The 25,672-nt window shown below is 64.1% G+C and carries 27 protein-coding genes and 1 tRNA gene; all 28 read right to left on the bottom strand.

From position 1 onward, the window contains the following. Positions 1 to 77: 77 nt before the first annotated feature. Complete coding sequence (locus tag UC34_RS00970; RefSeq protein ID WP_063389804.1) at positions 78 to 1,448, bottom strand: EscU/YscU/HrcU family type III secretion system export apparatus switch protein; 1,371 nt, start codon at positions 1,446 to 1,448, stop codon at positions 78 to 80. Positions 1,449 to 1,453: 5 nt separating this feature from the next. Continuing rightward, on the bottom strand, positions 1,454 to 2,233 hold the full coding sequence (sctT, locus tag UC34_RS00965) for a type III secretion system export apparatus subunit SctT (protein WP_044453306.1): 780 nt from the start codon (positions 2,231 to 2,233) through the stop codon (positions 1,454 to 1,456). Position 2,234: 1 nt separating this feature from the next. Then, positions 2,235 to 2,501 carry an EscS/YscS/HrcS family type III secretion system export apparatus protein gene (locus UC34_RS00960; protein WP_269466318.1) on the bottom strand — a complete coding sequence of 89 codons (267 nt, stop codon included), beginning with the start codon at positions 2,499 to 2,501 and terminating at the stop codon, positions 2,235 to 2,237. Between the two features lie 9 nt (positions 2,502 to 2,510). Beyond that, positions 2,511 to 3,155: an EscR/YscR/HrcR family type III secretion system export apparatus protein gene (locus tag UC34_RS00955; protein ID WP_044453305.1), complete on the bottom strand. Its 645-nt coding sequence runs from the start codon at positions 3,153 to 3,155 to the stop codon at positions 2,511 to 2,513. Beyond that, the gene (gene sctQ / locus UC34_RS00950; protein ID WP_044453304.1) at positions 3,145 to 4,131 is read right to left on the bottom strand and encodes a type III secretion system cytoplasmic ring protein SctQ; all 987 of its coding nucleotides are present in this window, start codon (positions 4,129 to 4,131) and stop codon (positions 3,145 to 3,147) included. The genes UC34_RS00955 and sctQ overlap by 11 nt, the downstream gene beginning before the upstream one ends. Continuing rightward, positions 4,131 to 5,153 (bottom strand): SpaN/EivJ family type III secretion system needle length determinant, encoded by a 1,023-nt coding sequence (locus UC34_RS00945; protein WP_044453303.1) that lies wholly within the window; start codon positions 5,151 to 5,153, stop codon positions 4,131 to 4,133. Before UC34_RS00945 ends, sctQ begins: the two co-directional genes overlap by 1 nt. Continuing rightward, a complete protein-coding gene (locus UC34_RS00940) occupies positions 5,141 to 5,524 on the bottom strand; it encodes a hypothetical protein (protein WP_167370626.1) in 384 nt (127 codons plus the stop codon). Before UC34_RS00940 ends, UC34_RS00945 begins: the two co-directional genes overlap by 13 nt. 55 nt (positions 5,525 to 5,579) lie before the next feature. Next, positions 5,580 to 6,893, bottom strand: a complete 1,314-nt coding sequence (locus UC34_RS00935) for a FliI/YscN family ATPase (protein ID WP_044457585.1) — start codon at positions 6,891 to 6,893, stop codon at positions 5,580 to 5,582. A gap of 59 nt (positions 6,894 to 6,952) precedes the next feature. Further along, complete coding sequence (locus UC34_RS00930) at positions 6,953 to 9,028, bottom strand: EscV/YscV/HrcV family type III secretion system export apparatus protein (protein WP_044453301.1); 2,076 nt, start codon at positions 9,026 to 9,028, stop codon at positions 6,953 to 6,955. Beyond that, entirely contained in the window at positions 9,028 to 10,170 is a 1,143-nt protein-coding gene (gene sctW, locus UC34_RS00925) for a type III secretion system gatekeeper subunit SctW (protein ID WP_072617423.1), read from the bottom strand. Before sctW ends, UC34_RS00930 begins: the two co-directional genes overlap by 1 nt. Beyond that, positions 10,157 to 12,325 carry a type III secretion system outer membrane ring subunit SctC gene (gene sctC, locus UC34_RS00920; RefSeq protein ID WP_052810853.1) on the bottom strand — a complete coding sequence of 723 codons (2,169 nt, stop codon included), beginning with the start codon at positions 12,323 to 12,325 and terminating at the stop codon, positions 10,157 to 10,159. The genes sctW and sctC overlap by 14 nt, the downstream gene beginning before the upstream one ends. Continuing rightward, positions 12,322 to 13,113 carry a helix-turn-helix domain-containing protein gene (locus tag UC34_RS00915; protein ID WP_218919552.1) on the bottom strand — a complete coding sequence of 264 codons (792 nt, stop codon included), beginning with the start codon at positions 13,111 to 13,113 and terminating at the stop codon, positions 12,322 to 12,324. The genes sctC and UC34_RS00915 overlap by 4 nt, the downstream gene beginning before the upstream one ends. Positions 13,114 to 13,277: 164 nt before the next feature. Next, the gene (locus UC34_RS00910) at positions 13,278 to 13,592 is read right to left on the bottom strand and encodes a hypothetical protein (protein WP_044453300.1); all 315 of its coding nucleotides are present in this window, start codon (positions 13,590 to 13,592) and stop codon (positions 13,278 to 13,280) included. A 2-nt stretch (positions 13,593 to 13,594) separates the two neighbouring features. Next, a complete protein-coding gene (locus tag UC34_RS00905) occupies positions 13,595 to 14,380 on the bottom strand; it encodes a hypothetical protein (protein WP_157122956.1) in 786 nt (261 codons plus the stop codon). After that, positions 14,337 to 14,948: a type III secretion apparatus protein OrgA/MxiK gene (locus tag UC34_RS00900; protein ID WP_052810851.1), complete on the bottom strand. Its 612-nt coding sequence runs from the start codon at positions 14,946 to 14,948 to the stop codon at positions 14,337 to 14,339. The genes UC34_RS00905 and UC34_RS00900 overlap by 44 nt, the downstream gene beginning before the upstream one ends. Positions 14,949 to 14,950: 2 nt before the next feature. Beyond that, positions 14,951 to 15,763, bottom strand: a complete 813-nt coding sequence (locus UC34_RS00895; protein ID WP_063389803.1) for an EscJ/YscJ/HrcJ family type III secretion inner membrane ring protein — start codon at positions 15,761 to 15,763, stop codon at positions 14,951 to 14,953. Beyond that, the gene (sctI, locus tag UC34_RS00890) at positions 15,763 to 16,068 is read right to left on the bottom strand and encodes a type III secretion system inner rod subunit SctI (RefSeq protein ID WP_044453298.1); all 306 of its coding nucleotides are present in this window, start codon (positions 16,066 to 16,068) and stop codon (positions 15,763 to 15,765) included. Before sctI ends, UC34_RS00895 begins: the two co-directional genes overlap by 1 nt. A gap of 82 nt (positions 16,069 to 16,150) precedes the next feature. Beyond that, positions 16,151 to 16,420 carry a type III secretion system needle filament subunit SctF gene (sctF, locus tag UC34_RS00885; RefSeq protein ID WP_044453297.1) on the bottom strand — a complete coding sequence of 90 codons (270 nt, stop codon included), beginning with the start codon at positions 16,418 to 16,420 and terminating at the stop codon, positions 16,151 to 16,153. A 19-nt stretch (positions 16,421 to 16,439) separates the two neighbouring features. Continuing rightward, on the bottom strand, positions 16,440 to 17,651 hold the full coding sequence (locus UC34_RS00880) for a PrgH/EprH family type III secretion apparatus protein (RefSeq protein ID WP_044453296.1): 1,212 nt from the start codon (positions 17,649 to 17,651) through the stop codon (positions 16,440 to 16,442). A gap of 173 nt (positions 17,652 to 17,824) precedes the next feature. After that, positions 17,825 to 18,574: a tetratricopeptide repeat protein gene (locus UC34_RS00875; protein ID WP_044453295.1), complete on the bottom strand. Its 750-nt coding sequence runs from the start codon at positions 18,572 to 18,574 to the stop codon at positions 17,825 to 17,827. A 178-nt stretch (positions 18,575 to 18,752) separates the two neighbouring features. Next, positions 18,753 to 19,175, bottom strand: a complete 423-nt coding sequence (locus UC34_RS00870; protein ID WP_044453294.1) for a DsrE family protein — start codon at positions 19,173 to 19,175, stop codon at positions 18,753 to 18,755. 241 nt (positions 19,176 to 19,416) lie between these two features. Beyond that, positions 19,417 to 19,695: a hypothetical protein gene (locus UC34_RS00865; protein ID WP_157122954.1), complete on the bottom strand. Its 279-nt coding sequence runs from the start codon at positions 19,693 to 19,695 to the stop codon at positions 19,417 to 19,419. Between the two features lie 430 nt (positions 19,696 to 20,125). Further along, positions 20,126 to 20,566 (bottom strand): 6-carboxytetrahydropterin synthase QueD, encoded by a 441-nt coding sequence (gene queD, locus UC34_RS00860; protein ID WP_418303957.1) that lies wholly within the window; start codon positions 20,564 to 20,566, stop codon positions 20,126 to 20,128. Positions 20,567 to 20,578: 12 nt separating this feature from the next. Continuing rightward, complete coding sequence (gene queE / locus UC34_RS00855) at positions 20,579 to 21,214, bottom strand: 7-carboxy-7-deazaguanine synthase (protein ID WP_044453291.1); 636 nt, start codon at positions 21,212 to 21,214, stop codon at positions 20,579 to 20,581. Positions 21,215 to 21,267: 53 nt separating this feature from the next. Continuing rightward, positions 21,268 to 22,023: a 7-cyano-7-deazaguanine synthase QueC gene (gene queC, locus UC34_RS00850; RefSeq protein WP_044453290.1), complete on the bottom strand. Its 756-nt coding sequence runs from the start codon at positions 22,021 to 22,023 to the stop codon at positions 21,268 to 21,270. A 260-nt stretch (positions 22,024 to 22,283) separates the two neighbouring features. After that, positions 22,284 to 22,359: transfer RNA gene (locus UC34_RS00845), tRNA-Phe, on the bottom strand. Positions 22,360 to 22,502: 143 nt separating this feature from the next. Next, positions 22,503 to 23,243 carry a response regulator gene (locus UC34_RS00840; RefSeq protein WP_044453289.1) on the bottom strand — a complete coding sequence of 247 codons (741 nt, stop codon included), beginning with the start codon at positions 23,241 to 23,243 and terminating at the stop codon, positions 22,503 to 22,505. Beyond that, positions 23,244 to 25,622 (bottom strand): sensor histidine kinase, encoded by a 2,379-nt coding sequence (locus UC34_RS00835; RefSeq protein WP_044453288.1) that lies wholly within the window; start codon positions 25,620 to 25,622, stop codon positions 23,244 to 23,246. Between the last annotated feature and the right edge of the window lie 50 nt (positions 25,623 to 25,672).

Raw genomic sequence — 25,672 nt, 5'->3', positions numbered from 1 at the left:
TTGCTCGTCGTCATTGCCGGCATCCCGATAACTAGCATTTAAGCAACGCGTCCTTTGGGAGACTTCCAAAAAGCGTTCTATCGAATGTGGTCACCAATGCCGGGTTTCGTCCGTTCCTCACCCTGTGATTCCTGATGGGGGGCGATGACGCGTGAGGCCCCGTACGGCGGGCCTTGCGCGTTACCTTCGGCGTCGAAGCGCATGTCGCGCGCCATTTGCGCCGTTTCCTTTTCCATTCCCATGACGCCGTCGTTGTCTTTGTTCACGCCTTCATCTGTGCTAGGCGGACGATCGGCCTGCGTCGCGTCGACCGGCTCGCCCCATATTTCGGTGTCGGCGGTGTCGGCGGTGTCGGCGGTGTCGGCGGTGTCGCTGGCGTCGCTGGCGTCGCCGGCTTCGGCAGCATCGCCGACGTCGTGCATCCCTGCCCTTTCCACGTCTTCGAGCCAGACGAGCAGGCGCATGATGGCGTCGATCTCGTCGATGGACACGAACGTGTACCGACGGTGCGTGGCATACAGACGACGCGCGAGCGCCACGTCGCCGATCACCGGCACACCTTGCGACTCCGCGTAGCGGCGCACGGCGAGCGCCCGTGCGTTGGTCTCCATCACGGAGATGAATGGCATGACGACGAGGTCGGGCCGGAAGTAGATGCCCACGGCGATGTGGGTCGGATTGGCAATAATCAGCCGGGAGTCCCGAATGTCGGATTTCACGCCTTCGGAGAGCAACTCCGTGTGCATGGCGCGACGCCGTTGCTTGATCTCGGGGTTGCCGTCCGAGTCTTTGTGCTCGCGTTTGACTTCGTGTCGTTCCATGCGCTGCTCCCGTATGAACAGCCAGAACTCGACCATGGCGTCGAGCACCGCAATGGGGACCACGCAAACCAGCGCAATCCATACCAGCTTCGCCGTCAACGCAATCCAGGCGGCGGCCACGCCCGCCGGACTCATGTGAATCTGCGCGAACAGCAAGCCTTTGCCAGTGCTCCACAACGCCACGGTGATCGCGCCGAAGCTGAGCAGATAGAGCACCGACTTGAGCGCGTCCTTGAGCGTTCGCAGGCTGAAGATGCGCTTCATGCCCTGCAACGGATTGACCGCGCCGAGATTGAGCTTGAGCGCCTGACTCGCCCAGAGAAATCCGGTCTGAAGCAACGTGGGCAGCACCGCCGCCACGATGCACACGAGCAACACCGGCATGAACGCTTCGAGCCCGTGCTTGAACAACCTCACGGCAAACGCTTGAGGATTGGCGAACTGTCCGTCGGCCAGCACCTGGCGATACTCCTGCATCAGCCACAACAGTGGATCGGTCGAGAGCACGAAGAGCAGTCCGCCGAACACGAGCGTGACCATCGTCAATTCCTTGCTCTTGAACGACTGTCCCTTTTTTGCGGCATCGCGCAGCCGCTTTTGTGTCGGCTTCTCTGTTTTCTCCCCCATCGCGCCTAGGCTCCGGGTACGGAAGGGGAGAGCCAGCGAACCACGTCGTCCGGGCGCATGAAGAGCGCAACGATGGCGTCGGGCAGGGTGGCGGCGAAATAGATCAGCAGGATCGTGAAACCGATGAGACTCTTGATCGTCAGCGATAGCGCGAACGCATTGACCTGAGGCGCGAACCGCGAGAGCAGCCCCAATATGACTTCGGACAGGAACAGCGCGCCCACGACCGGCGCCGAGAGCGCAATGGCGTGTCCGACCAGCACGTCGAGGAACGCATGCACACGCGCCGCCGATAACGTGCACGCGCCGAACGGCGCACATACGCGGTAGCTTCGGGCGAGCACTTCGAGCAACAGCGTCATGCCGCCCAAGTGCAGATAGATCACCGCACCGAACCACTGAAAGAAGCCGGCCAGTTCCGACGTGTCGACACCGTTGGCCGGGTCGATCACGCTGCTGAGCGTGGCGCCGCGCTGGTTGTCGATGTACGCGCCCAGGGCGTGGAACACCCAGAACGGAAAGGCGACGGCCACCGCGATGACCAGTCCGATGGCGGCCTCGCGCAGCAACACGACCCAGACCGGCGCATCGAGCGCCAGCGGGGCGCCGTACGCGTATGGCCAGACACCGATCGCCATCCACATGGAGACCACCGTACGTACCACGCCGGCGAGCACATTGCCGTTGAGAATCGGCAGCAGGAACACCGACGGGGCCACGCGCGCGTATGCAATGGCGGTGGCCATGACGCCGTCGTGGTGCGCAAATACCAGCGACAGGTCCATCTCAGGCTTTGCCTGCCATGGCCAGCCGCATCATTTCCGCACCGAACGCCACGAGTGTCTCGCCGTACCAGTCGGCCAGCAGGAACAGACTCATGGACACCGCGAGCAACTTCAGACCGAACGGCAACGTCTGCTCCTGCACCTGTGTCACGGTCTGGAGCAGACCGATGGCGACGCCCACGAGCGTGGCCACCGCCACCGGCCCGGCCGAGAGAATCAGCACGAGGTAGAGCGCACGATTGCCCGCGAAAATCAGGTTATCCAGCACGACAGGTCCTCACGGCAGGTACTGGCGAACCAGCCCCTGCGACAGCAGCGACCACCCGTCCATCGCAACAAAGAGAATTAACTTGATCGGCACCGAGATCGTGACCGGGCTCATCATCATCATCCCGAGCGAGAGCAGCACGCTCGAGACCACCAGATCCACCACCACAAACGGCAAATAGAGGTAGAAGCCGATGGTGAACGCATTCTTGATCTCGGTGAGTGCGTACGCCGGGAGCAACGCGAAGATCGACGGCGCCGACGCGTCGACCGGCATGTCCGCGCTGTCGCGCGCCAGCTCCTGACGGGCGAAGAACTGCGTGAGTTGCGGGTCGGCGTACTTCACCAGATAGTCGCGGTACGGAGACAGCCCGTCGTCGAGAAAGCGTCGCACCGAATTCGGATCGGCAAAGTTGACGGGGCTCGCATGATAAGCGTCGAGGACAGCGGTCGCGATCGGCAACATCACGAATATCGAGATCAGCAGCGCAGCGCCGTTGAGCGTCATGTTGCTGGGCACTTGTTGCAAGCCCAGCGCATTACGCACCATCACGAACACGATGGAGAACTTGACGAAGCAGGTGCCCGACGCCACCAGAAAAGGCAGCAGCGTGAAGAAGCTCAGTATGCCGATGACCGGCATGTCACTCCACATGATCGGGCTCCTGCGCGCCTCGCGCGAGCGTCGCCTCAAGCAGCCACTCGGAGACTTCCACCCCGAGCCTGCCGTCGAGCTGAACGAGTTCGCCGCGTGCGAGCAACGTGTCGTTCACCCGCACTTCCACACGCTGCTCCGCACCGGCATGCAGCGGCAGCACGCGCGTGCGCCCCATTTGCTGCAATTCGGCGAGTGTCATCCGTTCGCGTTGCAGCACGAAGACGAGCTCCACGGGGAGCCGCTCGAAGGGCATCGTCATCGCCTGCGGAGCGGGTTCGCCGTAGCCTTCGCTGCGTGCGCCTCGCGCGGCGTGCTCGTAGCCGTCGTCCGGCAATGTATCGTCGACGTCGTCATGCAAATAGGTTTCCAGCATCGCATTCCCTTCTTCATGTTGATAAGCGCCGATCACCTGTCCGGCAACGCTCAACGTGCGTCGCAGGTCGCGCACGATCAGCACATCGCCTCGCCTGACGGTGCGTAGCGTCGCCAGACGCGCACGGCTGCGCCCGAGCTCCACGTTCATCCAGAAGCGCACGCCATGCAGATCGAGCGGCAAGTGGCTACGCACGTCCGGCACGCGTGTGAGCCACACGGGGCATTCGGCAGCGCGCACCTTGAGCAACATCGTTTCCGGCAGCGCGGCCCCGTCCACCGGGGCACTGACATCGAGTACGTCGTAACGCAGCTCCGGCATCGGCAAATGCAGCGGGTTGGCGGTGACCGCGAACAGGCGGGCGGCCAGTTGCTCGGAGTCGGCACTGCAAGCGAGCGACGCGAGTTCGTGCGCCACGCCTTCGAGCCACATCCCCGGCTCCACCCACCCTTGCCAGGTGTGCGCCGTGTCCTGCACCAGCATCCACGACCCCATGCGCGGCAAATATTCCAGCGACGCGTGCCAGCCACGCGCGCGCCAGGCCTGGGCCGCCGCATCCAGACGCGTCAGGTCATCATCGATACGACGCAGTTTGAGCATCACGACGCCTCGTCGGCGTTCTCACCCATCGATTCGATCGCCTTGACGGCATGCGGATCCATGCCCTGCGGCCCCCTTGGCAACGAGACACCGTCCGCCGCGCCCGGCAATGCCGCCGACAGACGTCGCTGCACGACGAGGTCCGACGCACCGAGCACAAAGCTACGGCGGCCGTCCGTCTGCACGACCTGAACGTTGACGAAATGCCCTCGTCCCCAACTGCCGAACGCGTAGCGCAGGCTCTCTCCCGCGCCCGGGGTCCGCGTAGCGCCTTCGTCTCTCGGCAGCAGCAGGTGTGCCGGCGACTGCGCACCCCGAGGCAGGCGTGGGGGCGCGCTTTGCGCCGGCCGATGCAGGGCGGGTCGTTGCGCGTTGGGCAGCGCAAGTCCGGGCATGCCGGACGGGCCCGGTTCGGCCATGCCATGGCGGCGTGGCCTGGACGCCTCGCTCTCCGGCATCGCCTGCGCGCTCCGTGCAGCGTCGGTCGCGGACGGGACCGTTTGTGCCTCCTTCGCGTTTGCCACGGCCTGCTCACCCGCGTGCGCCGCTGCGGACGGATCCGCCGTACCTCCGCCGGCGTCTCCGGGTCCTGACGGCGCCCCCGCTGCGTGTGCGTCCCCCGTGCGCGCCAGCGGGGGCGGCGATTCGCTCGCCTTCGCCGCGCGTCGCTCGGCGGCAATGCCCGCCTCGTCGCGCAAACGGCGCTCAATGCGCTCAACGCGCTCGGCTCGCTCAGCGTCTTCAGCAGCGCGCTTGCGCGACGAAGCCTCGCTGTCGTTGTCCGTTCGTGGCGCACCACGCCGCTCGTCGAACGACAGGGGCGCCGCGCGCTCCTGCGGCACGTGCATTAACCAGACGAGCGCTGCGTCGAGCGGCGTCTCGTGCTCACGGCGATCGGAATCGTGCTGGCGTCGGGCTTCGTCAACCCGATCGCGCATCGATTTTTCGTCGGACTGCTGCAAACCCGGCGCCGTCGGTCCGACCGACGCCGCTACCGTGACTGCTTCGCTCATGGGCCCCATGACTGACGCTCCTCAAGTTCACCACTCTCAACGAATGCCTGACGTTTGTGCGCTTCGCTGCGCAGCAGCTTCGCCAGACGTGTGTACTTCGTCTCCTTCCTCCACCAGCGGCGCCATTCGTTTTCCGCCAGATCCCGGTCGGTTGCGAGTTGCTCGCGCGACTCCGCCAGTGTCGTCAGCGTGACTTCGATGTCCCGCACCTGCTGTCGCAGCATCGACGTCGTGCGCATGCCGCCGCGCAGCCCCGCCATATCCGATTCGCACTGCGACGGCTTCGAAGACGCGATCAGTGCGAGGATCGCGTCGCGTTGCGACGCCAGCGCGGCATACCGGTCGGCGAGCGCCGTGTCCTGCACCGCGATGCTTTGCAATTCCCGCTCCTGCAATCGCTTCATCTGTGAGGACCCACGGCATAGACGTCTCGCCTCAACCCACGATTTCATAAAGCCTCTCCAGCGTTCGCTCCGCCGACGACCACTCCCCTCTCGCTTGCCGCAAGAAGGCGTCGATATGCGGCTTCGCTTCCATCGCGCGGTCGTCCTGCGCATTCGCGCCCGGGCGGTATTCGCCCAGATCCACGAGCGTCTGCAACGACTCGAGCCGCGCCAGACAAGCCCGTAACGCACCGGCGGCGCGCAGATGCTCCTCGCTCGAGACACGCGTTGCGACCCGGCTCACACTGCGCAGTACATCGATGGCCGGGTAGTGGTTGCGGTGAGCGAGTTGCGCGCTCAGATGAATGTGGCCATCGAGAATGGAGCGGATCTCTTCGGCCATCGGGTCGGGCATCTCCTCGTCTTCCATGAGCACGGTGTAGAAGGCCGTGATGCTGCCGTGCCTGGACGCACCGGCGCGCTCGAGCAATTGCGGCAGACTGGTGTAGACGGAGGCGGGCACGCCGGCGCGCATTGGCAACTCGCCGGTCGCGAGGGCGAGATCGCGACACGCGCGCACATAACGCGTGAGAGAATCGACGAAGAGCGCCACGCGGTGCCCCTGATCGCGGAAATGTTCGGCGACCGTGGTGGCGAGCAACGCGGCGTTGCGACGCGTGACCGCTGGCGCATCCGAGGTCGCGAAGATCACGACACAGCGGTGCGCGCCCGGCGACGCACGCAATTCGTCGACGATTTCCACCACTTCACGACCGCGCTCGCCGATCAGCGCGATGACGGTCGTGTCCACTTCCACGCCGGCCATCAGCGCACTCAGGAACGACGTCTTGCCGCACCCCGCCGGCGCGAAGATGCCCACACGCTGACCGATGCCACAGGGCATGAGCGCATCGATGGCACGCAAACCGGTATGCAGGCCCGTATCGACGCCGACACGGTTGTCGTAGGGCAATGCGGGGGCGAGCAGCACCCGCTCCGGCGTCGATGCACGCAATGGCGTCCGAGGTCGGCCGTCGATGCGGTCCACCACGCCGCCCCCCGCATCGAGCACCGCACCGCGCCATTCGTCGTGGGGACGACAGGTCGCCTGACGCCCCGTGGGCATCAGCGCCGAATCGCAGGACAATCCCTGCGTAGCGGCAAACAGACTGAGCACTGCACGGTCGTCGTGCACGGCGATGACTTGCGCCTGCCCGACGATGTGCGCGTCGCGCCACGTCCGGCGAATCTCGCAGATCTCGCCTATCGTCACGCCCGGAATGCACGCTTCCGCCGTATGCCCTGCGATACGCGAGATGAGCGACAGCTGCCGCACGAGCCGCGGTGGGCGCTTCAATGACTCCATGGCGTGTTCTTCCATATGGCTGCTTTCGGCGATGTCGGCGATGTCGATGTCTTCACCGTTCAGATCGTGCTGATGACGTTGACGGACACGCCGTCGACCAGTTCGCCGAACGACAGCACTTCCAGATCGCGGAACCGTGTCTCGGCCAGCTTCTTCACGAAGCGACGCACGTCCACCGAGGCGAGCAACACCACATCCTTGTGCGGACGTCCCGACCCGTCGAGCGCCAGCGCCACACGGTCGAGCAGCGACTCGGCATCCTTCGGGTCCATGTTCACGAACGCGCCGCCCGCCGTCTGACGAATCGAGCGGCGCACGCTCTCCTCGATCTCCGCGGACAACATGACGACGCGCAGTTCCCCGTTGCGCAGAAACTTGTTGCAGATGTAGCGGCCAAGCGCACCGCGCACGTGCTCGACAAGATTGAGCACGTCCTTTTCGCGGGGCGCCCACATGGCGAGCACTTCCATCACGAGTTTCATGTTGCGTACGGAAATGCGCTCCATGACCAGTCGCTGGAGGATTTCCGACACGCGCTGCAAGGCCACGTGACGCAGCACCTCCTTGACCAGATCGGGGTAGTGCTGCTCCACGAGATCGAGTAGCTTCTTCGTTTCCTGGATCCCAAAGAACTCGTTGACGTGGCGGGTGAGCAATACCGCCAGGCTCTGATACAACTCGTCGGCGGGCGCATGCGTCAGGTGACGCATTGCGGCGAGCGTCTCTCCCTGTTCCGGCGTCACCCACGCGCATCGGCCACGCTCCGGCCCCGAGAAGACGGGCTCGAAACCCAAAGACGCGATTTCACCGGTGTAGGCGTCGACACGCACGCGGTCGTAGAAGATGACGAACTCGTCGGCACGAACCTCGTTGATGTACACCGCCGCTCGCGAAGCGTTGAGCGCGGGCGATCCCTGCAACAACACTTCCGGCAGGTGCACGCCGAAGTCGGTGAAGAACTGACTGCGTACGCGCTGTGGGAAGTTCGCACCTTCGAACGCCGGCACCTGAGCCGAGGGAATCACGACCGCGAGCGGCGCGGTCGACGGCGCCACGTTGTCGAGATTGTCGATGGACGCCAGCGAGCTCTGGGCCTGCGGCCCGGCGCCGGGCTTCTTCCCCTTGCCGGAGGCGTCTGCGGCAGCACCGGCCTTGCTCGTTCTGCCATGCGATGCCGGCGCGGATTTGGCGAAGTAGCACGCCAGCGCCAGCAGACAGGACAGCAGCGTAAACGTGACGAACGGAAAACCCGGCAACGTGCCGATGATCAGCGTGAGCAGTGCGGTCGCACCGAGCACGAAGCGGTTGCCCATCAACTGGCTGATGATGGTGCGCCCCATGTTGTCGGCCTCGCCATTCACACGGGTGACGACGAAGCCCGCCGCGACCGAGATCAGCAGCGCGGGAATCTGGGCGACGAGGCCGTCGCCGATGGTGAGCGTCGTGTACGTCGTGAGTGCACCGCTGAGTTCCATGCCGCGCTGCGTCATGCCCACGATGATGCCGCCGATCAGATTGACGAAGATGATGACGATGCCCGCAATGGCATCGCCCTTGACGAACTTCATCGCGCCGTCGAATGAGCCGTACAACTGACTTTCTCGCTCCAGCACGCTGCGCCGCTCTCGCGCGCCGTCGTTGTCGAGCGTGCCGGCCTTCACGTCGGCATCGATGCTCATCTGCTTGCCCGGCATGCCGTCGAGCGAGAAACGCGCCGCGACTTCCGCCACACGCTCCGAACCCTTCGCAATCACGATGAACTGCACGATCGTGACGATGGCGAACACCACGAACCCGACCGCCAGACTGTCGCCTATCACGAACTGCCCGAACGAATCGATGATCTTGCCCGCGTCGGCGTCGATGAGAATGAGGCGCGTCGTACTGATCGACAAAGCCAGCCGGAACAGCGTGGTGATCAGCAGCATCGACGGGAACGACGAGAAGTTCAGGATCTTCTCGATGTGAAACGCCCCCAGAAACAGGAGTACGGAAATCGCGATGTTGATGCCGATGAGAAAGTCGACCAGATACGTCGGCAGCGGGATCACCAGCATGGCGATCACGCATGACATGAGAATCAGGATGACGATCTCGGGACGCCCCCGCAGATCGTTGAGCAACGCTGCGGGCATTACACGCTCCGACGATGCCGCGAAACGGGATCGGCTGCCGCAGCGCTGCTTTCTCGGGCATAGGCAGCCGTGCCCAGCTCGCGAAGTCCGGTGATGATGGCATCGCGATCCTCCTGGCTCTGCAATGGCTCGCCGGGCAACTTCTGACACGCGAACAGCAAGAGATTGAGTAGCTGGCTGTGTTCGCGAATCTCGCGCGTAATCGCGCCCACGCCCATGGTGTAGCGCAGCGATTCGTCCAGTGCCGTGGGGTCGGTCAGAACGACGAGCAGGAAATGCAGCCAGTCCTTCTCTTGCGAATTGAACGGCGCCGCCAGCGCACTGCCGCTCACGAGCAGCACGAAGCCATGTTCGAGCGTGCGCAGGCTGCGCAATGTCGTGAGACGCCCGAGCGACGACGCGAATTGCCCCGGCGTGCTGCTGGGGTCGTCGGCACGCATGTCGTCGACGATGGCCCCTTCCATGAAGTCGAGCACCTGTTCGCGCCGCTCGAAGCCGAAGCCCGAGATCCATGTCTGATAGATCTCGATATCCGGCGCTTCGGCCGTGAGAAAGCTTCGGTACGCCGCGCGCAGCAGATTCGGCGCAAATTCGAGCGTCATGGCGTGGCCGTAGAGTCGCGCCTTGATGGCGCAGTGCACGCCCGCCTTGCGCGCGCGAATCTCCTCGGGCGGGGCTGCCTCGGCCTGCGCGATGACGGTTTCGAGGGCAAGTTGCTGCGCGACACTGAGCAGGTGACGCTGCGTGTCGAGCGCCTGCAGGGCGAGCCAGCGGTCGCTGACGTCGTCAAACGCCTTGTGCAACAAACGCGTCAGTTCCTCGGGGGATACCCACGCCGCGCCGAGGATCTCGCGAATCTTGTTCGGGGCGTCCTCTTCGAGAATGTAGTCATAGCTCTGCGCCATGCCCCGGTTCTCTTCCTTGCGATTGGCGCGCAGACGGAATTGGGCCATGGCGGACGACATTTCGTCGCTCGACTCCGACGCGCGTCGAATATCGGCGACAGGCCCGCCGGTGATCAGGCGCTGCGGACCGTCGTCGTCGTCCGACGTTCGCGTGGCGCGCTGGCGGCCCGAATAGGTTTTGGCGGAGGCGTCGGAATATGACGATGGCGAGGGCCGGTGGACATTAAGATCTGGCACGGTCGACTCCCGTGTAGTGAGGGGTGGCATCGCCGGGGGCGAGCAACTCGGTGCCGGCTCCCGTCGACAACTGTGAGGGTTGTGCCTCGGCAGGCGCGTGCGCCGGCAGCGGGTCCGGCGCCTGGGCAGACGCATCGGGGGACACGTGGGACGGTGCCTGAGGGGGCGCTGCGGCCGCACCGGCGGCGGACACGTCCGAGGCCGGGTCGGCGACACGGTTCGTCGCGCCGTGCGTATCCAGCCCGGTAATGCGCCGCAGATCTTTCGGTACGTCCTGCGTCGGATAAGGCAGCGTCGCCAGGGTGTCGGCAGCGATATCGCTCGCATCGCGCATGAGCGGACCGTCGATCTCGCGTGGCTGAATCAGAAAGACGCGCACGTTGTTGTTCTGCGACGTGCTGTTGTAGCGAAAGACGCGTCCCAGCCAGGGAATGTCGCCGAGCAGCGGAATCTTCTTCTCGACCGTATCGCCGCTGTCGCGCGTATAACCGCCGATCAGCAGACTCTTGCCCTGCGGCACGCGTGCGATGGTGCTGATTCGTGTGCGCGACACCGTCGGCAGCACCGTGTACTTGCTGCTGTCGCCATCGGACTCCTTACCCGGCGCGCTCGTCCCGTCTTCGATGTTGAGCGTCATCTCGATTTCGTCGTGACCGGCAAAGCGCGGCCACACGCTGATCATGGTCCCGTACGTCACGCTGCGCAGGTCCGTCGTGCGCTCGCCTTCGAGCGGCACATAGAACGTCTGACTGCCGTCGAACAGCGCGGGAATGTTCTCTTGCGTGAGAATCACGGGACGCGATACGACCGTCGCCTGCCCGGTCGAGGCCATCGCCTGGATTTTGGCAAGGAAGCGCACGCCATCGAGCGTGCTGACGGGCGCGGTTGCATTGAGCAACACACCGAACTTCGAACCGATGCCGACGCCACCCGACCAGTCCACGCCCAGGGCATCGAGCGCTTCTTTGCGCACATCGATGATCCAGAGCGAGAGCTCGATGTGACGGCGCGGCGCATCGAGCCGGGACACGAGACGTCCCACCCGCTCGACCTGCTCGGCCGTGCCGCGCACGAGCAGGCTGTTGCCTGCGGTGTAGGGCTGCACGATGACCTGTCCGTGCCCCGGCGCCCGCTCCCCGGGCACGCCCGGCGACGTGGCAGGATTGAGCGCCGCCGGCGCACCCAGCCCCGGAATCGGCGGCGGCAATGCGCCGGCGTTGGGATTGGCAGCATGACGCGTGTCTTGCGGCGAGAGCGGCAGTTGCGTCGCGGGCGGTGTCACGCTGCCGGCACCGGCGCGCGACGATTGCACCAGTTGCGTAATGACCGACGCCATGCCGGGAATGACGATTTTCTCGTCGCGCATCTGATAGGTGCGATCGGACACGAATGCGTTATCCATGCGCACCACGCCGATCTGATCGGGGCCTGCCGCCGGAATATCGCTGACCATGACACGGTCGATCGAGCGCGACGCGGCGAGCACCAGGTCGACGAATACGGGCGGTCCCGAGACATAAAACACTTTGCTGCCGGACTCTCCGCGGATCGGATAGCGGCGGTCGTACAGCCCCGCGCTGCGCAGATACGACTCCAGATCGCCGAGCGACGAGTAGTTCATCGAGACGGTGGCATTGCGAATCTCGGAGGCGTCGTAGACGAAGATCGACTGGCCGTCGTGGTACCAGATCAGGCCCAGCTTCGTTGCCATCGATTCGAGTAGCGTGCGGGCATTGGACAGATCGAAGTCGCCCGAGACCTGTTTCTTCGCGGCAAGGTTGCTGACGATCACCGGACGACCCAGATAAGGCGACAGCGCCGCGAAGAACTCGCGCAGATTGTCGTTGCGCGCAACGTAGCCGCCACGCCCGGACTCGCCGGCCGGCAGCACGTTCGACGGCGCCTTTGGCGCTTTGGCCGGCGCCGCTGTCGGCACCGGCGTCGGTGCTGTTGGCGTGGGCGCCCGGACCTGAGGCGTGATCTGAGGCGGGACCTGCGGCGCAGGCGCGCTCGTGCCCGTGTTCGCCGGGTCCGCGCCCATGGGCCGTCCTTCGAGCGCCCCTGCCGACGACAGCGCCATGGCCCAGGACGCGACGGCGGCCTTCGACACGCCTGCTGCCGCCAGGGCGCAGGCGACGTAATACGCCCTGTTCATCGAGCCAGCGTTCGCAACGCACCGGCGGCACTGGTCGGCGACATGCCGATCAGTTCCTTGATTTCGGTGGAGAAGTGCGACGACGACGCGTAGCCGTTGCGCAGCGCGATCTCCGTAAAGCTGTCGTTGCCCTGGGCAACTTCCAGCATGGAACGCGCCATGCGCCAGTCGCGCAACGCGATTTTGGCGGATTCGCCGAGCGCGCCTCGGCACAGTCGCCGGAAGTGCGAATAGGACACACCGTATTTGGTGCACATGTGCCGCAACGTGCCACCGGTCGGTGCGCGTGTGAGCAAGAATCGGATCAGGTCGTAGGATTCGCAACGGCGCAGCATGTCGAGCATCGTGCGAAATCCCTCTCCGGGCGCAGCGATCTGGTTGAGGAACCACAATTCGCACTGGCGGCGGTCCGACCACGGCTCACGCACGGGCACCCGATGCAACGCAGGCACCGCAGTGCGTCGATAGTTGTCGTGCGGGTCCGTTCCCGTCGCATTCGCTTCGTCCATGAACGCCAGCAGCTTGACGAGCACATCGCAATGGATCCGGTGATAGTGCAGCGTACCGCCTCTGACGAGCAGATTGCCTTTGCTGACCATCAGCAAGCCGCAGTAGTTCGGTGGCAACTCCAGTCGCGCGGCGCTCGCGTTGCCGGTCGGTTGGAGTTCAAGCAAAAGACTTCGGGCAGACGGCGGCGAGCAGACGAACCACACGCCATCGCACGCCAATGCTCTCGCCTCGTTCGCGCCCAACGCCTGCGCGTCTTCCATGATTTGCATACTTCTCATCGCCACCTCGCTTCCCGCCGGCACCCGACGGCTCATCTGTTTCGCCACTGTGTGACGCCTGCACCCGACGCGGCTAACGCCGACTTCTCCGACATCGATCGACTTCCCGCCCAAGTTGGCCCTTGCAGGCGCCACGCATGCCCCACCAACCGTTCACTACACGCTCATTCGCCGTTGTCGACCATCTCTTGTGCGCGTTCCATCCATCCGTCGAACCACTCCAGCGTCAGGATCTTGTTGAAGAACTCGGGCCACTCCATGGGTTCGTCGTCACCCCGCTTGCCGCTGTCGTCGGGCTCCGGCGACGGGAATAGCGATGACGGCGGCGGGGGCGACGGAGTCGTCAGTGGATCGATGTCCAGCGCCGATGCCTCGTCCGACGGCATCTCCCTCACCCGCTGCGCCAGCGTCACGTATGGCATCCCTTCGTCGATGGCGTCGGGCAATCTCGTGGTGGGTCCCTCAATCGCGGTCGTCATCCTCACTCTCCGTTGCGAAATGGCTCGTCTTGCGGTGCGAGCGCGTCACCCGGCATTTCGGCTTGCCCCATGGCGCGCCCACCGGCGCTCACCTCATGCGCTTGCGTGTGCGAGCACCCGCTCAGTTCGTTCACGCGCTCGGTCAGCGACGACAACGACGCCGCGAGCAGATCGCGCAGGTCCTGCCTGGGTGCGCGCGGGTCGATATCGAGCGCGGCCTCGGCCCGCGCGACGTAATCCTGTGGGTCGTACTCGATGACGGCGTCGCCCCGCATCACCGAAATGCGCGCGTCTCTCGCCCGGAATTCGAGCGTCACCGGCATCTGTGCGACGGCGCTCACGCGCGCCAGAATTTCCTCGCGACGTGGCTTGAGCCGCAGCGGCAAGACGATAGTGATCGAGGTCGCGCTGCGCGGACCTGCAAGTGTCTGCACCGCATCGTCGAGCGCGGCGAGCAGCGCGTGCGGATGTTGCGATGCCGACGTCAGCACCTCGCGCACCTGCTCCGTCATGTCGCTGCGCCACTTGTCGCACAGGTGTTCGGTGCGCATCAGATGCGCCACCACATCTTCCAGCGCGGCTGCCAGGCCGTCCCGATACCCTTCGCGCATCGCCTGCAGGCGTTGCGCGTCCAGCACGCGCTGCGACTCGACGACGCGGCGCTTCGCCCAATGACGAATGTCGTCGTCGACACGTGCATGCATCACGCCGCGAACCAGTTGGGCCTGCGGAACGATCACCCCGTCAATGACCGGTGTCCGGGGGGGAATGGGGATGCTTCTTGGCATATTGCAGCGCGGTCACGAACAGTCGCACGTCGCGCGTATCGGGCACGTCTGCGGCGTACGAATCAATGGGAGGAAACAGCAAGGGCAAGCGCTGGCGCAGTGGCTCGCGCAGCGATGCCCCCAGCGCCATCAGACGCACGTACCCCTCGGCGAGCAGGTCCGCATGCGACGGTGGCACATCGGTGACCGACGGCTTGGCGTCGAGCACCGGCAGTTGGGTATAGGCGTATGCCCACGCGGGAAGCCGCAGCAACGCGGCACGTCGGCACAGACTCGCCTTGCGTGCCTGACATCCCATCAGATAGGCCACCTGTGGCAGTCGTCGCCAGTTCAGCACCCACGGGCGCTCCACGATCCCGATCTGATCGAGGGGCCAGTGACTGTCGAGCCGGAAGCCTTCCAGAAGCATCTCGTTGATGACCGCACGCTGGCGGGGCGACGAGAATTGCGCCGGGTAGACGAAGCGGGCCGCATGGATATAGGACGCCGGGTCGAACATCATCGTGCGCCAGCCCACCGCGATGGCGCTTTGCGACTCGTGCAGGCCGGGGGGGAGCTTCATCGACATGGTCAGCGCTCCTTGCCGTCGGACATGCCGGACATTGCAGATACGCCGGCGGGCCCGGACGCGCCAGCGGTATCGCCCCTACCGACGGTCCTGCCCGACCAGCCCGACGCGCGCACCTTCATGCCCACGCCGACGGCCGCGACGAAGCACGCGAATACGCCGATCACGACAAATGGCCAGATCGCGACGCCACTGTCCTCGGGCCGGGCGAGCGGCATCGGCGCTTGTGCCCCGAGCATGGCTGGCTGCTGCGACAACACGACAGAGATATTCTCGTAGCGCAGGTCCTCGACGCTGTTCTTCAGGAATCGCCGGATATCGTTGATGAGTTCGGTGCCGTTCGCACCACTCTGATAGACGACCACTGCCGAGATGTGCGGACTGCGCTTCGCAGGTTCGCCGTTTTGCCCATCGACGTCGTAGCTCACATGCACCCGCGCGGCAAGCACGCCCTGCATCAGGCGCACCGATTGCTCCAGACGCTGCTCGATCGCCGAATACAGGCGCGCGCGCTCGGCCCGGGGGGAGGCAACGAGCGAATCGGGCGGAAACATCTGCGCAATCTCCATGCGCGGGCGCGGCGGCAGATCGTAGGTCTTGAGCCAGTCGACCGCCTGCGGAAAATCCGCCGCATCTACCGTGATCGTGTAGCCCGCCTTCCCCCCGTCGATTTTCTCGGCCGCAATGTTGTGGCGCAGCAGTACGGCGGCCACTTCGTTGGCCTGCTGCTGGTCGAGCGCGCTTAGCAGCGTCTCGGCCTTGCGGCAGCCCGTCAGAAGCAGCACCACGACGAAGGGGAAGACGAAGCGCGACATCACCGCAGCAATGCCTCCACGGCGCCCACCGTTTTACGCGCTACGGTGGCCACGAACTGCACCCCGATACCGTAGTCGGCAAGTTTCGTCTGCAACTCGACGGCGCTGCCGACGTCGGTGACGTCGAAGTTGGCGGTGACGTTCGCGATGTCGGCACGCTGTGCCTCGAACCCGGCAGACATGGTGGACAGCGCGTTCACGACGCGCGACTCCAGCGACTGCCCGGCGCCGGGGTCGGCGGCAAGCACCGGTTCCGATGATTTGTACATCGCGGAGATCGACGACAACGAAGGATCAAATGACATGGCAACCTCGTTCGGAAACGCTCGATAACATTCGATAACGTTCGGTGTTGGGTAGCAAGCGACGGCGACGACGCAGGCCTCGTCAGTATTTGGAGACGACGCCCTGGACAGCGTCCTTGAGCGACTTGACGGTCCCGGACTGGGCGGCGCGCAATGAGGTATAAGCGGCCATGGCGGATTGGAATGTCGCCATCGAAGCAGAATCGGTCGGATCGTTCTTGACCGCTTCCAATGCGTCTTCCATGCGCTTTTTGAGCGTGTTGACGGGCTCGTTGAAGCCATACGAGATGAACTCGAGAAGCGTTGCGTCGTCCGGCAGGGGCGGCGGGGTATAGGGGGGCGGGGTCGACATGTGCGTCTGGTCTCCTGTCTTACTGTCGATTGATGAAGCGCCACTGGTGTGGCCCGTCTTTCACATACGCTGCTGTGCCGTACGCATACGATTGCTGGGCGGTCCAGTCGTCGCGCAGGTCGATGTTGAAATGCACCAGGCGTTTTCCCCAGCGCTTCTCGAACGTCTGCATGAAGCCGTAGAGCCGGCGTAGTTGAACGTCGTCGAGCTCGGTACTGATATGGAACGTCACGCCTTCGGGCGTATCGGTGCGAAGGAATGGCACCATCTGCCGCCTGAGCGCGTCTTCAGCCTCACCACTCGCTTCGCTCTCGTCGTGCAACGTGATGCTCACGCGCCTGGCGTAGGGAATCTTCTCCAGCAGCGACTCGCGAAACCGCGCCATGTCCGCTTCGGACAGGCCGTTCTTCTTGCGGTTGATCCACAACTCCGGGGACGCGGGGTCCTCCAGAGACAGCTTGAAATACAGCACGTCGGTGCGCGATGCGTCGATCCACTGGGTGATGCGTGCGTTCTCTTCGTCGAGCGCCATGAGCACCAGCCGTTCACGCTTGATGACCTCGGTGCCGAGCGCACGTGCGAGCGCATTGCGCTCCTCGCGGTTTTCGCTGAGGACATAGATGTGGCCGTCGTTGCCCGGCAGCACCGTGGCGCGCCCGCCGAGCGATTCGAGATAGTCGGCAACGCTTTGGGCCTGCCGCTGCGGGCCGGCTTGCCAGTAGTAGTACGCGCCGCCCACCAGCAGCATGAGGACCGTGCACGACACGAGCGTTCGCGTCCAGCGGCGTTGCCGTGCCGCGGGGCGGGTCACGTCGTCCAGTCGCGCATCGGCACACAGGCTGCGCTGCACGTCGTCCGACCAGGGTTCGTCGATACGCTTCACGCCGACCCGCACGTCGCCCATGCGGGCGATCTGCGACGCATCGATGGCGACCTCCGCTCCCGCCCCTTCATTGAGCACGCGAACGAAAAGTCCCTCACGTCCTCCCTCGTCGACGAGCACTTCGAAGTTGTCGCCGCCGTCGCCGTCCATCGGCACATAGATGGCGTTGGGCGGCATCTCGGTTTGCCAGCCACGATCGAAGGTCGGGTCGCTCGGGCCGACGACGAACAACGTCACACCGGGCGAGAGCGAGAATTCGCAGCCGCGCATCGGCCCGGTCAGCAGACGCAATACCGCGCCTGGGGGATGGCTGTCGATCTCTGCGGGTCGGGTGTCTGATTCCATCATCTCTTCGCGAGCGTGCGACGCCGGCCAGTCGTCAGACTCCGGCGTGGGTCGTCGTTCGCGCTCCTCAACAATGAATTCGTTGAGGTTGAGAATACCGACCGTCGATCAGCGATTCATGATGGGATTCTTCGCAACCGGATTGAGACCGATCAAGATTTGCGAATCACGTTGCGCTATCTCGCGGCGGGCGTTGGCGGCGTTGCGCCCGCCGTCGGCGCCGCCTGTCGGGCGAGCTCGCGATTCATCGCGTCGAGCTTGCCCTGTGCGGCCACGTCGCCCTGCGCGGCGGCCTTGCCGTACCACAACCGTGCGCGTTCGAGATCGGGGGTGACGACACCGTAACCACGTTCGTAATAACTCGCGACGATGTATTGCGACGGGAGGTCGCCACCGCGTGCCGCCTTCTCGTACCAGGTGAAGGCGGTCTTGTAGTCTCTGGGGACACCGCGTCCGATGAAGTACTCGTTCGCAATGGCGGCCTGCGCTTGCACATGGCCTTGTCGAGCCGCCTTTTCGTACCAGAGGTTTGCCTGAGGGATGGATTTGCCGACAACATAGCCGTCGTCGAACATCTTGGCGTAGACGTATTGCGCCTGCGTCATGCCCGCGCTCGCTGCACGTTCGAGCCAGTGCACCGCGCCGTCCGGATCCGCGTCTGCCCCCTCGCCGTTGAGCAGCATCATGGCGTAATCGAACTGTGCAAGTCGATTGCCTTGCTCGGCGGCGCGGCGGAATTCTTCGCGCGCTTGCGTCTGTTGCCCCGCTTCGTAGTGATGCACGGCCTGATCGGTGAGCGCCTGTGCAGGCGCCTGCGCGGCGGCAACGGCGTAGGGAATCGGCGCGCACGCCACGCCGCTGAGCACAAGCACGCTGCCGGCGAGCAAGCGGCGCACAGCGGGCGTCGTCGGAACGGGACTTCTCATGGGGCACCTCCGGGGGCGGACGTGCGCCTATTGTGCGCCAAATAAAAAGGCTCTGCCCTCAGGGCTGCCGGCGACGTGTCGCGCACGCCCGTCGATGGTCGTTCTCCCCAAAACGTTCCGCAGACAGACAAAAACCCCGGCGCGAGGCCGGGGCGTCTTCGTCTGTGTGCAGAATGGCTTACGGCTTAATGTACGCGTAGCCCTTTTGCTGCAAGCGCGTGAGCTCGACCACGCCGGACGGGGTGAAGTCCGCATCGAGCACGAACTGGTCCTTCTTCAGATTACGTTGCTTGAGCGTGATCTCGCACACCTCGAATTTCACGCCGCGCGCATGCAGCGCGGAGATCAGCGGGCCCACGGTGGCGGCGTCCTTGTAGCTCTCCATCAGAAAGTCGACACCCTGCGAATGTGCGACGACCACGACCTTGGTGTCCGGCGCGGTATCGAGCTGATTGCGAACGTTGCGCAATCCGGCAAGTGCCTGATGCTCCGCATCGTTGATGTGATACACGACCTTGTCTTCTGCGAATGCCGATGTCGCCGGCACGGCAAAAACGGTGAACAGAAATGCGGTCATCAGGCCGCGCAGCAGTGTCTTCATGTTGGAGTCCCCCTCTCGTTATTTCGGGTTTCGTGCCGGGTTTCGTGTCGGGTTAAGGTGTGCCAGCCGCATCATAGCGCGACGCGCGCTCTCACGCGCTGTTCGGCAGGACGCACGATCGATCGCCGCAGCCAGTTGCGTATTGATGCGTGGCGAGTCGTATCGTTGGGTGTCGATTCGTCCCTATTCGTCCCTATCGTCCCTGTTCGTCCCTGTTCTTGCCGATTCGGCACGCGATGCCTCAGACATCGGCGCGCGGATAGCCCTGCCGCAAATACCAGTCGAGCGAGGGACGCGCGTAGGCCGGCGGTAGGTCGGGCAGCATCGGGCCGCTCACGAGCATCGCCTCGTGCGACATGTATGGCGGCGGTGCGCACGGAGGCAATGCCGGGGGGATGTCTCCCGGCGGCGCATACGGCGGCGGCGGATCGCCCCACGCGGGCCCGGACTGCCCCTGCGTCACATGCATCGCAGGCGCGGGTGCGCCGGCCGGGGGCGCGCTGGGCGCAACGATTGCCACGCGCGCCCGAGCGCCACCGTGACATTCACAACGACGCAATCGCCTCACAGCAGCGATTTCCCGGTGAAATTCCCCATCGTGGACGCCCACGCGATACGGTATCTCCGTCGCGGCGGCACACGCCTCCCGGCGATTGGCGACGTGGTCCAACGAAAGCAGGCTCTCTCGCGATCCGACACGGCGCACGGCGCAAAGCCGGACGCCGGTCGGCAGATCGTGGGCCACTACTGCGGACGCTGAAATTCTTGTCATGACTTCTCCGAAAAATAAAAAACCCGCCAGATGCCTGATCTGGCGGGTTTGCACTTTCGGACATGCGGTCCGCGCACGCCGCCGCGATTGCGGCCAAAGTATCGAATCCGTCTCCTCTCGGGTTTCGTCCCAAGGCAATGGCACGGGCGCCGACACGGGCACGCGGGACTGCCGGCGCTCAGGCCGTGACTTCGGACCAGCAGTTCGGCGTCTCGTACAGACGCAGACGCACGAGGCGCAGGTCACGGCCGTAATGGGCGTCGAACACGTGGCTCAGTTTGTCGAACGCCGCCGCCGCGAGGTTTTCGACGGTCGGCACGCGATCGAACACCACGGTCTTGTGATCCGGCATCGTCTCGAGGAAGTTGCGCACGGCGGTGTCGCCCTCGTACACGAGAAACGCGTGGTCCCATACGGAGACAAGGTGCTCGTTCGCAAGCGCCTTGACGTCGGCGAAATCCATGACCATGCCGTTATCGGACGCGCCGCTCTCTCGGCTGACTTCGCCCGCGAGCGTAATTTCCAGCACATAGCGATGCCCATGCAGATTGCGGCACTGGCTTCGGTGATCGGGAATGCGGTGGCCCGCATCGAATTCGAGTTTCCGGGTAATCGTAATCACGGCAACGGCTCAGGGAATATTCAGGTATTTGTGCGTCTGCATCGACAGCGACCAGCGCGGATGCGACTTGCAGTAGTCGATCGCCAGCTTCGTATTGGTGTCCCGCAACGGGCCATCCATCGGCTGAAGATAGAAGTGCGTGAAGTCGAGGGTTTCGTAATCGGCCAGACGCTGACGATCCTGCGGCACCACGACTTTCAATTCGTCCCCGCGCTTGACGATCATCTCGGCATCGGCCTTGGGGCTCACGCACACCCAGTCGATCCCCTCGGGAATGACCTGCGTGCCGTTGGTTTCCACGGCGATGCGAAACCCCTCGGCATGCAGCGCGTCGATGAGCGGCGCATCGAGCTGGAGCAGCGGCTCGCCGCCCGTGCACACGACGAAGCGGTGCGCGCGATCGCTCTGCGGCCACAGCGCCGCGATCTGGGCGACCAGATCGGCCGGCGTGCGGTATTTGCCGCCGTTCTCGCCATCGGTGCCGACGAAATCCGTGTCGCAAAACTGGCACACGGCCCCAGCACGGTCCTCTTCGCGTCCCGTCCACAGGTTGCAGCCTGCAAACCGGCAAAACACGGCCGGGCGGCCAGCGTTCGCGCCCTCGCCCTGCAATGTGTAGAAGATTTCCTTTACCGCGTACGTCATGATGTTCTCGACTCTCTTGATGATGCTCTCGGCTGCGACGCCGGGCGACAGGATCAGACGGCGCCGCCCGTGCCACCTGCGCCGCCTGCGCCGTCATTGCCGCGCGCACGCCACTGCTCGTAGCCACGCTGACGCAACTGGCATGCCGGGCACTCGCCACACCCGTAGCCCCACGCATGCAGCACGCTGCGCTCGCCCAGATAGCATGTGTGCGTATCTTCGCGCACCGTCTCCACGAGCACGTCGCCCCCCAGATCCTGTGCCATCTGCCAGGTATCGGCCTTGTCGATCCACATCAGCGGCGTCTCGATGATGAAGCGCTGGTCCATGCCCAGATTGAGCGCCACCTGGAGCGCCTTCATCGTGTCGTCGCGGCAATCGGGATAGCCCGAAAAGTCCGTCTCGCACATGCCGCCGACCAGCACGCGCAGACCGCGACGATAGGCAATGGTCGCACCAATCGTCAGAAACAGCAGATTCCGGCCCGGCACGAACGTGTTCGGCAACTGGTTGGCCGCCATCGCGATCGTGGTTTCACGCGTGAGCGACGTCTCACTGATCTGGCCGAGAATCGACAAATCGATCATATGATCGTCGCCCAGGCGCGGCGCCCACTGCGCGAACCGTTCGCGCAGCTTGGCCAGCACATCGGTGCGGCACTCCAGCTCAACGCTGTGGCGCTGGCCGTAGTCGAAACCCAGCGTCTCGACGCGCGCATAGCGCGAGAGCGCCCATGCGAGGCAGGTAGTCGAATCCTGTCCACCGGAGAACAGAACCAGAGCGGAATCGGTGCTTGTCGTCATGATCATGCGCTAGCAGTATCGCCTTTGCCGTCAGGGCATTGAGCCATCAGGACGACAAGGGCCAGGGCACGCGCTTGCGGCTGCCGTCGGATACCAAGCGATTCGGGCCTGTCGGGCCCTCCGGGGCAACCCGCGTGCGGGATATGTCACGCGATTTTGAACCGCGTTGCCCCGCGTCGCTATCGCCGGGCCGTTATACCCATCATCGGGCAGCGTTTTCGTTCAAACGCAAAAAGGGCTTGCGATATGCGCAAGCCCTTCGAATTTGGTGGCCTGGGTCGGAATCGAACCAACGACACGCGGATTTTCAATCCGCTGCTCTACCAACTGAGCTACCGGGCCAAGAGAAAAGCGATTATAGAGACTGAATACGCTTTGCGCAAGCCCTTAATCGAAAAAATCTGCATGAAACGGTATGAATCAGCATCAACGTCGACATTCATGCGGCGCAGCGACGCGCCGTCGCGCGCCACACGTCCACGCCGTCAGGTCTTGCTCTTGGACAATTCCACGCCCAGTTGCTTGAGCTTGCGATACAAGTGCGTGCGCTCCAGCCCGGTCTTCTCGGCCACGCGCGTCATGCTGCCGTGCTCCTTGGCCAGATGGTAGGCGAAATAGGCACGCTCGAAGGCGTCGCGCGCTTCGCGCAACGGCACATCGAACGAAATGTCGGCCGACATGCCCGTGCCGGTCGCACCGCTCACGCCGTCTGCATCATTACCTCCGAGCGGCACATGATGTGAAGCCGCACCGTTGAGTCCCGTGCCCGGGTGGCGTGTTTCGCTCTCGCCGAACACGCCGGTATCGAGCGCCTCGTCGTCGCCATCGAAGGTGCTCGCCGCACCGCCGGACGCCTCGCGTTTTCCTCGCGCCAGCCCCTGCTCCACCGCCTGCAGCAGTTTTTGCAGGGCGATGGGCTTCTCCAGGAAGTTGAGCGCGCCGATCTTCGTGGCTTCCACGGCCGTATCGATCGTGGCGTGCCCCGACATCATGATCACAGGCATGGTCAGCAATTGCTGAGCCGCCCATTCCTTGAGCAAGGTCACGCCGTCGGTATCGGGCATCCAGATATCGAGCAGCACGAGATCGGGCGTGTGTGCGGCACGGAAGGCGCGCGCTTCCTGCGCGTTCTCCGCCACCTCCACGACATGCCCTTCGTCGCTCAGAATCTCCGAGAGCAGCTCCCGGATCCCCATTTCGTCATCCACCACCAAAATGGTTGCCATTTACGCTACCTTCGTGTGTTCTGCCGGCTTTGTGCGCGGCAGTTCCTGGTCGTCAGCCAATTGAGTAAACAAGATCGAAATCTGGGCACCTGCACTGCCTTCGCCCTCGGGCAAGGACCGATTGCGAATATCAATGCGCGCCTGATGCTCGTCGATGATCTTCTTGACCATCGCCAATCCGAGTCCGGTGCCCTTCGACTTGGTCGTCACGTACGGTTCGAAGGCGCGAGTCAGAATGCGTGCCGGGAAACCCGGCCCATTGTCCGTGATCGTCAGACGCACTGCCGTGCGCTTCGGTTCACCGGGCTGAACATCCGTTCCTGCGTATTCTACTGTCTTCGTTTCCACCGTGATAAGAGGGTTTTCGGTTCCGCCAACCGCATCTTGAGCATTCTGAAGCAGATTATGGATAACCTGACGCAATTGCGTCGAGTCTCCGCGAATCTCCGGCAGATCGGTATCGAGATAAGGCCGGATGGCGCCACGCCCTTCGTCCACCCCGTATAGCGTCAGCACTTCGCCGATCAATTCATTGAGTTGCAGCGGATGCATGATCGCCGGGGGCAGGCGCGCGTAGTCTCTGAAATCGTCGACCATGCGCTTCATCGCCGCCACTTGATTGACGATGGTCGTCGCGCCTTTTCGCAGCACCTCGGCCTCGGCCGGCGGCAACTTGTCCGAGAGCTTCATCTGCAAGCGCTCCGCCGAGAGCTGAATCGGCGTGAGCGGATTCTTGATCTCGTGCGCCAGACGCCGCGCCACTTCGGCCCACGCCACCGAGCGCTGCGCCGAAATGACATCGCTGATGTCGTCGAACACCACGACATAGCCACCGCCCGCGCGGGTCGGCACACCCGCTACAGCGACCATCGGCTCGGGCAGGTGCGAGCCGCGCACCAGCAACGTGACACCGTCCGTTTCGCCCGGCAGCGTCAGACCGATCTGCTGCTGCCAGTGGCCGCCCGGCCCGAGATCGGCATTCGCATCGCGATCGGCGAACGCGCGACGCAGCGTCTCACCGAACTCTACCAGCGCCGGAATATGGGCGGGGGAACGGTTGAGCTCTTGCTGAAAACTCTGCTTGAAGATGCGCTCGGCGCCGGCGTTGGCGGTCGTGAGCCGGAAGTCGCGATCGAACACGAACACGCCGGCCGTCAGACTCGACAGAATACTTTCCAGGTGGGCCTTCGAGCTTTCCAGCGCCAGTCGATTGCGCTCGACGTTGGCGCGCGCGTCGGACAATTGACGCGTCATCGCATTGAACGCCTGCGTAAGGAAGCCAAGTTCGTCGTTGGTGCGCACCTCGCCCTTGGGCGACAAGTCTCCCGCTGCCACTTCCTGCGTGCCGCGCGCGAGCAAAAACAGGGGGCGGGCGAGCTGACTGCCGAGCGCGAGCGCGAGCATCATCGCCACGAACGTTGCGAGGAACAGCGACAGCGTCAGCGTGCCGATGTACATCTTGCGCAACCCGGTGCGGCCGAGCGCCTTTTCCTGATATTCACGATACGCGTTCTGCACGGCTTCGGCGTTCTGCGCCAGATTCGCGGGCACCAGTTGCGTGACTTGCAGAAAGCGTTCGTCGTCCTGCAACGACGACGAATAGGTCGACGGAATCCGTATCACCACGCGCCAGCGCAGCTGATCGTGCCCCTCGTTCTTGTCGTAGCCTTCGCTGCCGCCTTCGATCGCGGTATAACCACGCGATTGCGTGCGTGCCTGACGCAACATGAGCGGCGTGGGCAAGTCCGGCACCAGCGCGTTGAAGTTGCCGGACGCGGACGCTAGCACACGACCGTTGCCGTCGACGATGGTCGCGTCCTGCAACCCGAACTGATCGCGCATGCGAAGCAGCGTAAGCGTGCCGCCCTTCTCACCGCTGGACGCAAGGTTATCGGCGACCAGTTGCGCCTTTGCGCTCAGATCCGACAGACCGTTGTTCAGAATGGCGCGGCCAAGTTCGAGGCCCGAATCCAGCGCGGTTTCCACGCGCACGTCGAACCATGACTCGATACTGCGCGAGACGAACTGCAACGACACGAGATAGATGATGCCGCCCGGCAGCACACCGACGAGCGCAAAGAAAATGGCGAGCTTTGCCAGCAGGCGCGTGCCGAAGCGCCGCTGACGCAACCGGACCAGAATGATCCAGACGAGCGCGCCAACGATGAACACGAAGATAATCGCCACGGCAATGTTCGCCGTGTAGAGCAGCGAATAGTAGCGATCGAAGAATTCGGTATTGGCCGACGCAAGCGCGAGCAGGCCGAACAGCCCGATGGCGACCAGCGCCATCGTGACGATCAACGTGCGAATGACGATGTGTTTGAGCAGGCCGCCGCCATTATTTGACACGGGCAGCTCCGGGCGGCACCGCCGCATTGAAGGCGAGCGGCAGCTTGCCGGGCGTTCGCGACGCGTCAGGCGACGCC

Source organism: Pandoraea vervacti (assembly GCF_000934605.2).
In the GTDB taxonomy this organism is placed as follows: Bacteria; Pseudomonadota; Gammaproteobacteria; order Burkholderiales; family Burkholderiaceae; genus Pandoraea; species Pandoraea vervacti.
This window is presented reverse-complemented; position numbering and strand designations above follow the sequence as displayed.

What these genes read in the sequence shown, in the direction of transcription:
- UC34_RS00970 (WP_063389804.1), bottom strand. Translation starts at nt 1,448, where the DNA reads ATGGGGGAGAAAACAGAGAAGCCGACACAAAAGCGGCTGCGCGATGCC.
- sctT (WP_044453306.1), bottom strand. Translation starts at nt 2,233, where the DNA reads ATGGACCTGTCGCTGGTATTTGCGCACCACGACGGCGTCATGGCCACC.
- UC34_RS00955 (WP_044453305.1), bottom strand. Translation starts at nt 3,155, where the DNA reads ATGTGGAGTGACATGCCGGTCATCGGCATACTGAGCTTCTTCACGCTG.
- sctQ (WP_044453304.1), bottom strand. Translation starts at nt 4,131, where the DNA reads ATGCTCAAACTGCGTCGTATCGATGATGACCTGACGCGTCTGGATGCG.
- UC34_RS00945 (WP_044453303.1), bottom strand. Translation starts at nt 5,153, where the DNA reads ATGGGGCCCATGAGCGAAGCAGTCACGGTAGCGGCGTCGGTCGGACCG.
- UC34_RS00935 (WP_044457585.1), bottom strand. Translation starts at nt 6,893, where the DNA reads ATGGAGTCATTGAAGCGCCCACCGCGGCTCGTGCGGCAGCTGTCGCTC.
- UC34_RS00930 (WP_044453301.1), bottom strand. Translation starts at nt 9,028, where the DNA reads ATGCCCGCAGCGTTGCTCAACGATCTGCGGGGGCGTCCCGAGATCGTC.
- sctC (WP_052810853.1), bottom strand. Translation starts at nt 12,325, where the DNA reads ATGAACAGGGCGTATTACGTCGCCTGCGCCCTGGCGGCAGCAGGCGTG.
- UC34_RS00915 (WP_218919552.1), bottom strand. Translation starts at nt 13,113, where the DNA reads ATGAGAAGTATGCAAATCATGGAAGACGCGCAGGCGTTGGGCGCGAAC.
- UC34_RS00910 (WP_044453300.1), bottom strand. Translation starts at nt 13,592, where the DNA reads ATGACGACCGCGATTGAGGGACCCACCACGAGATTGCCCGACGCCATC.
- UC34_RS00905 (WP_157122956.1), bottom strand. Translation starts at nt 14,380, where the DNA reads ATGCCAAGAAGCATCCCCATTCCCCCCCGGACACCGGTCATTGACGGG.
- UC34_RS00900 (WP_052810851.1), bottom strand. Translation starts at nt 14,948, where the DNA reads ATGTCGATGAAGCTCCCCCCCGGCCTGCACGAGTCGCAAAGCGCCATC.
- UC34_RS00895 (WP_063389803.1), bottom strand. Translation starts at nt 15,763, where the DNA reads ATGTCGCGCTTCGTCTTCCCCTTCGTCGTGGTGCTGCTTCTGACGGGC.
- sctI (WP_044453298.1), bottom strand. Translation starts at nt 16,068, where the DNA reads ATGTCATTTGATCCTTCGTTGTCGTCGATCTCCGCGATGTACAAATCA.
- sctF (WP_044453297.1), bottom strand. Translation starts at nt 16,420, where the DNA reads ATGTCGACCCCGCCCCCCTATACCCCGCCGCCCCTGCCGGACGACGCA.
- UC34_RS00880 (WP_044453296.1), bottom strand. Translation starts at nt 17,651, where the DNA reads ATGATGGAATCAGACACCCGACCCGCAGAGATCGACAGCCATCCCCCA.
- UC34_RS00875 (WP_044453295.1), bottom strand. Translation starts at nt 18,574, where the DNA reads ATGAGAAGTCCCGTTCCGACGACGCCCGCTGTGCGCCGCTTGCTCGCC.
- UC34_RS00870 (WP_044453294.1), bottom strand. Translation starts at nt 19,175, where the DNA reads ATGAAGACACTGCTGCGCGGCCTGATGACCGCATTTCTGTTCACCGTT.
- queE (WP_044453291.1), bottom strand. Translation starts at nt 21,214, where the DNA reads ATGACGTACGCGGTAAAGGAAATCTTCTACACATTGCAGGGCGAGGGC.
- queC (WP_044453290.1), bottom strand. Translation starts at nt 22,023, where the DNA reads ATGATCATGACGACAAGCACCGATTCCGCTCTGGTTCTGTTCTCCGGT.
- UC34_RS00840 (WP_044453289.1), bottom strand. Translation starts at nt 23,243, where the DNA reads ATGGCAACCATTTTGGTGGTGGATGACGAAATGGGGATCCGGGAGCTG.
- UC34_RS00835 (WP_044453288.1), bottom strand. Translation starts at nt 25,622, where the DNA reads ATGCGGCGGTGCCGCCCGGAGCTGCCCGTGTCAAATAATGGCGGCGGC.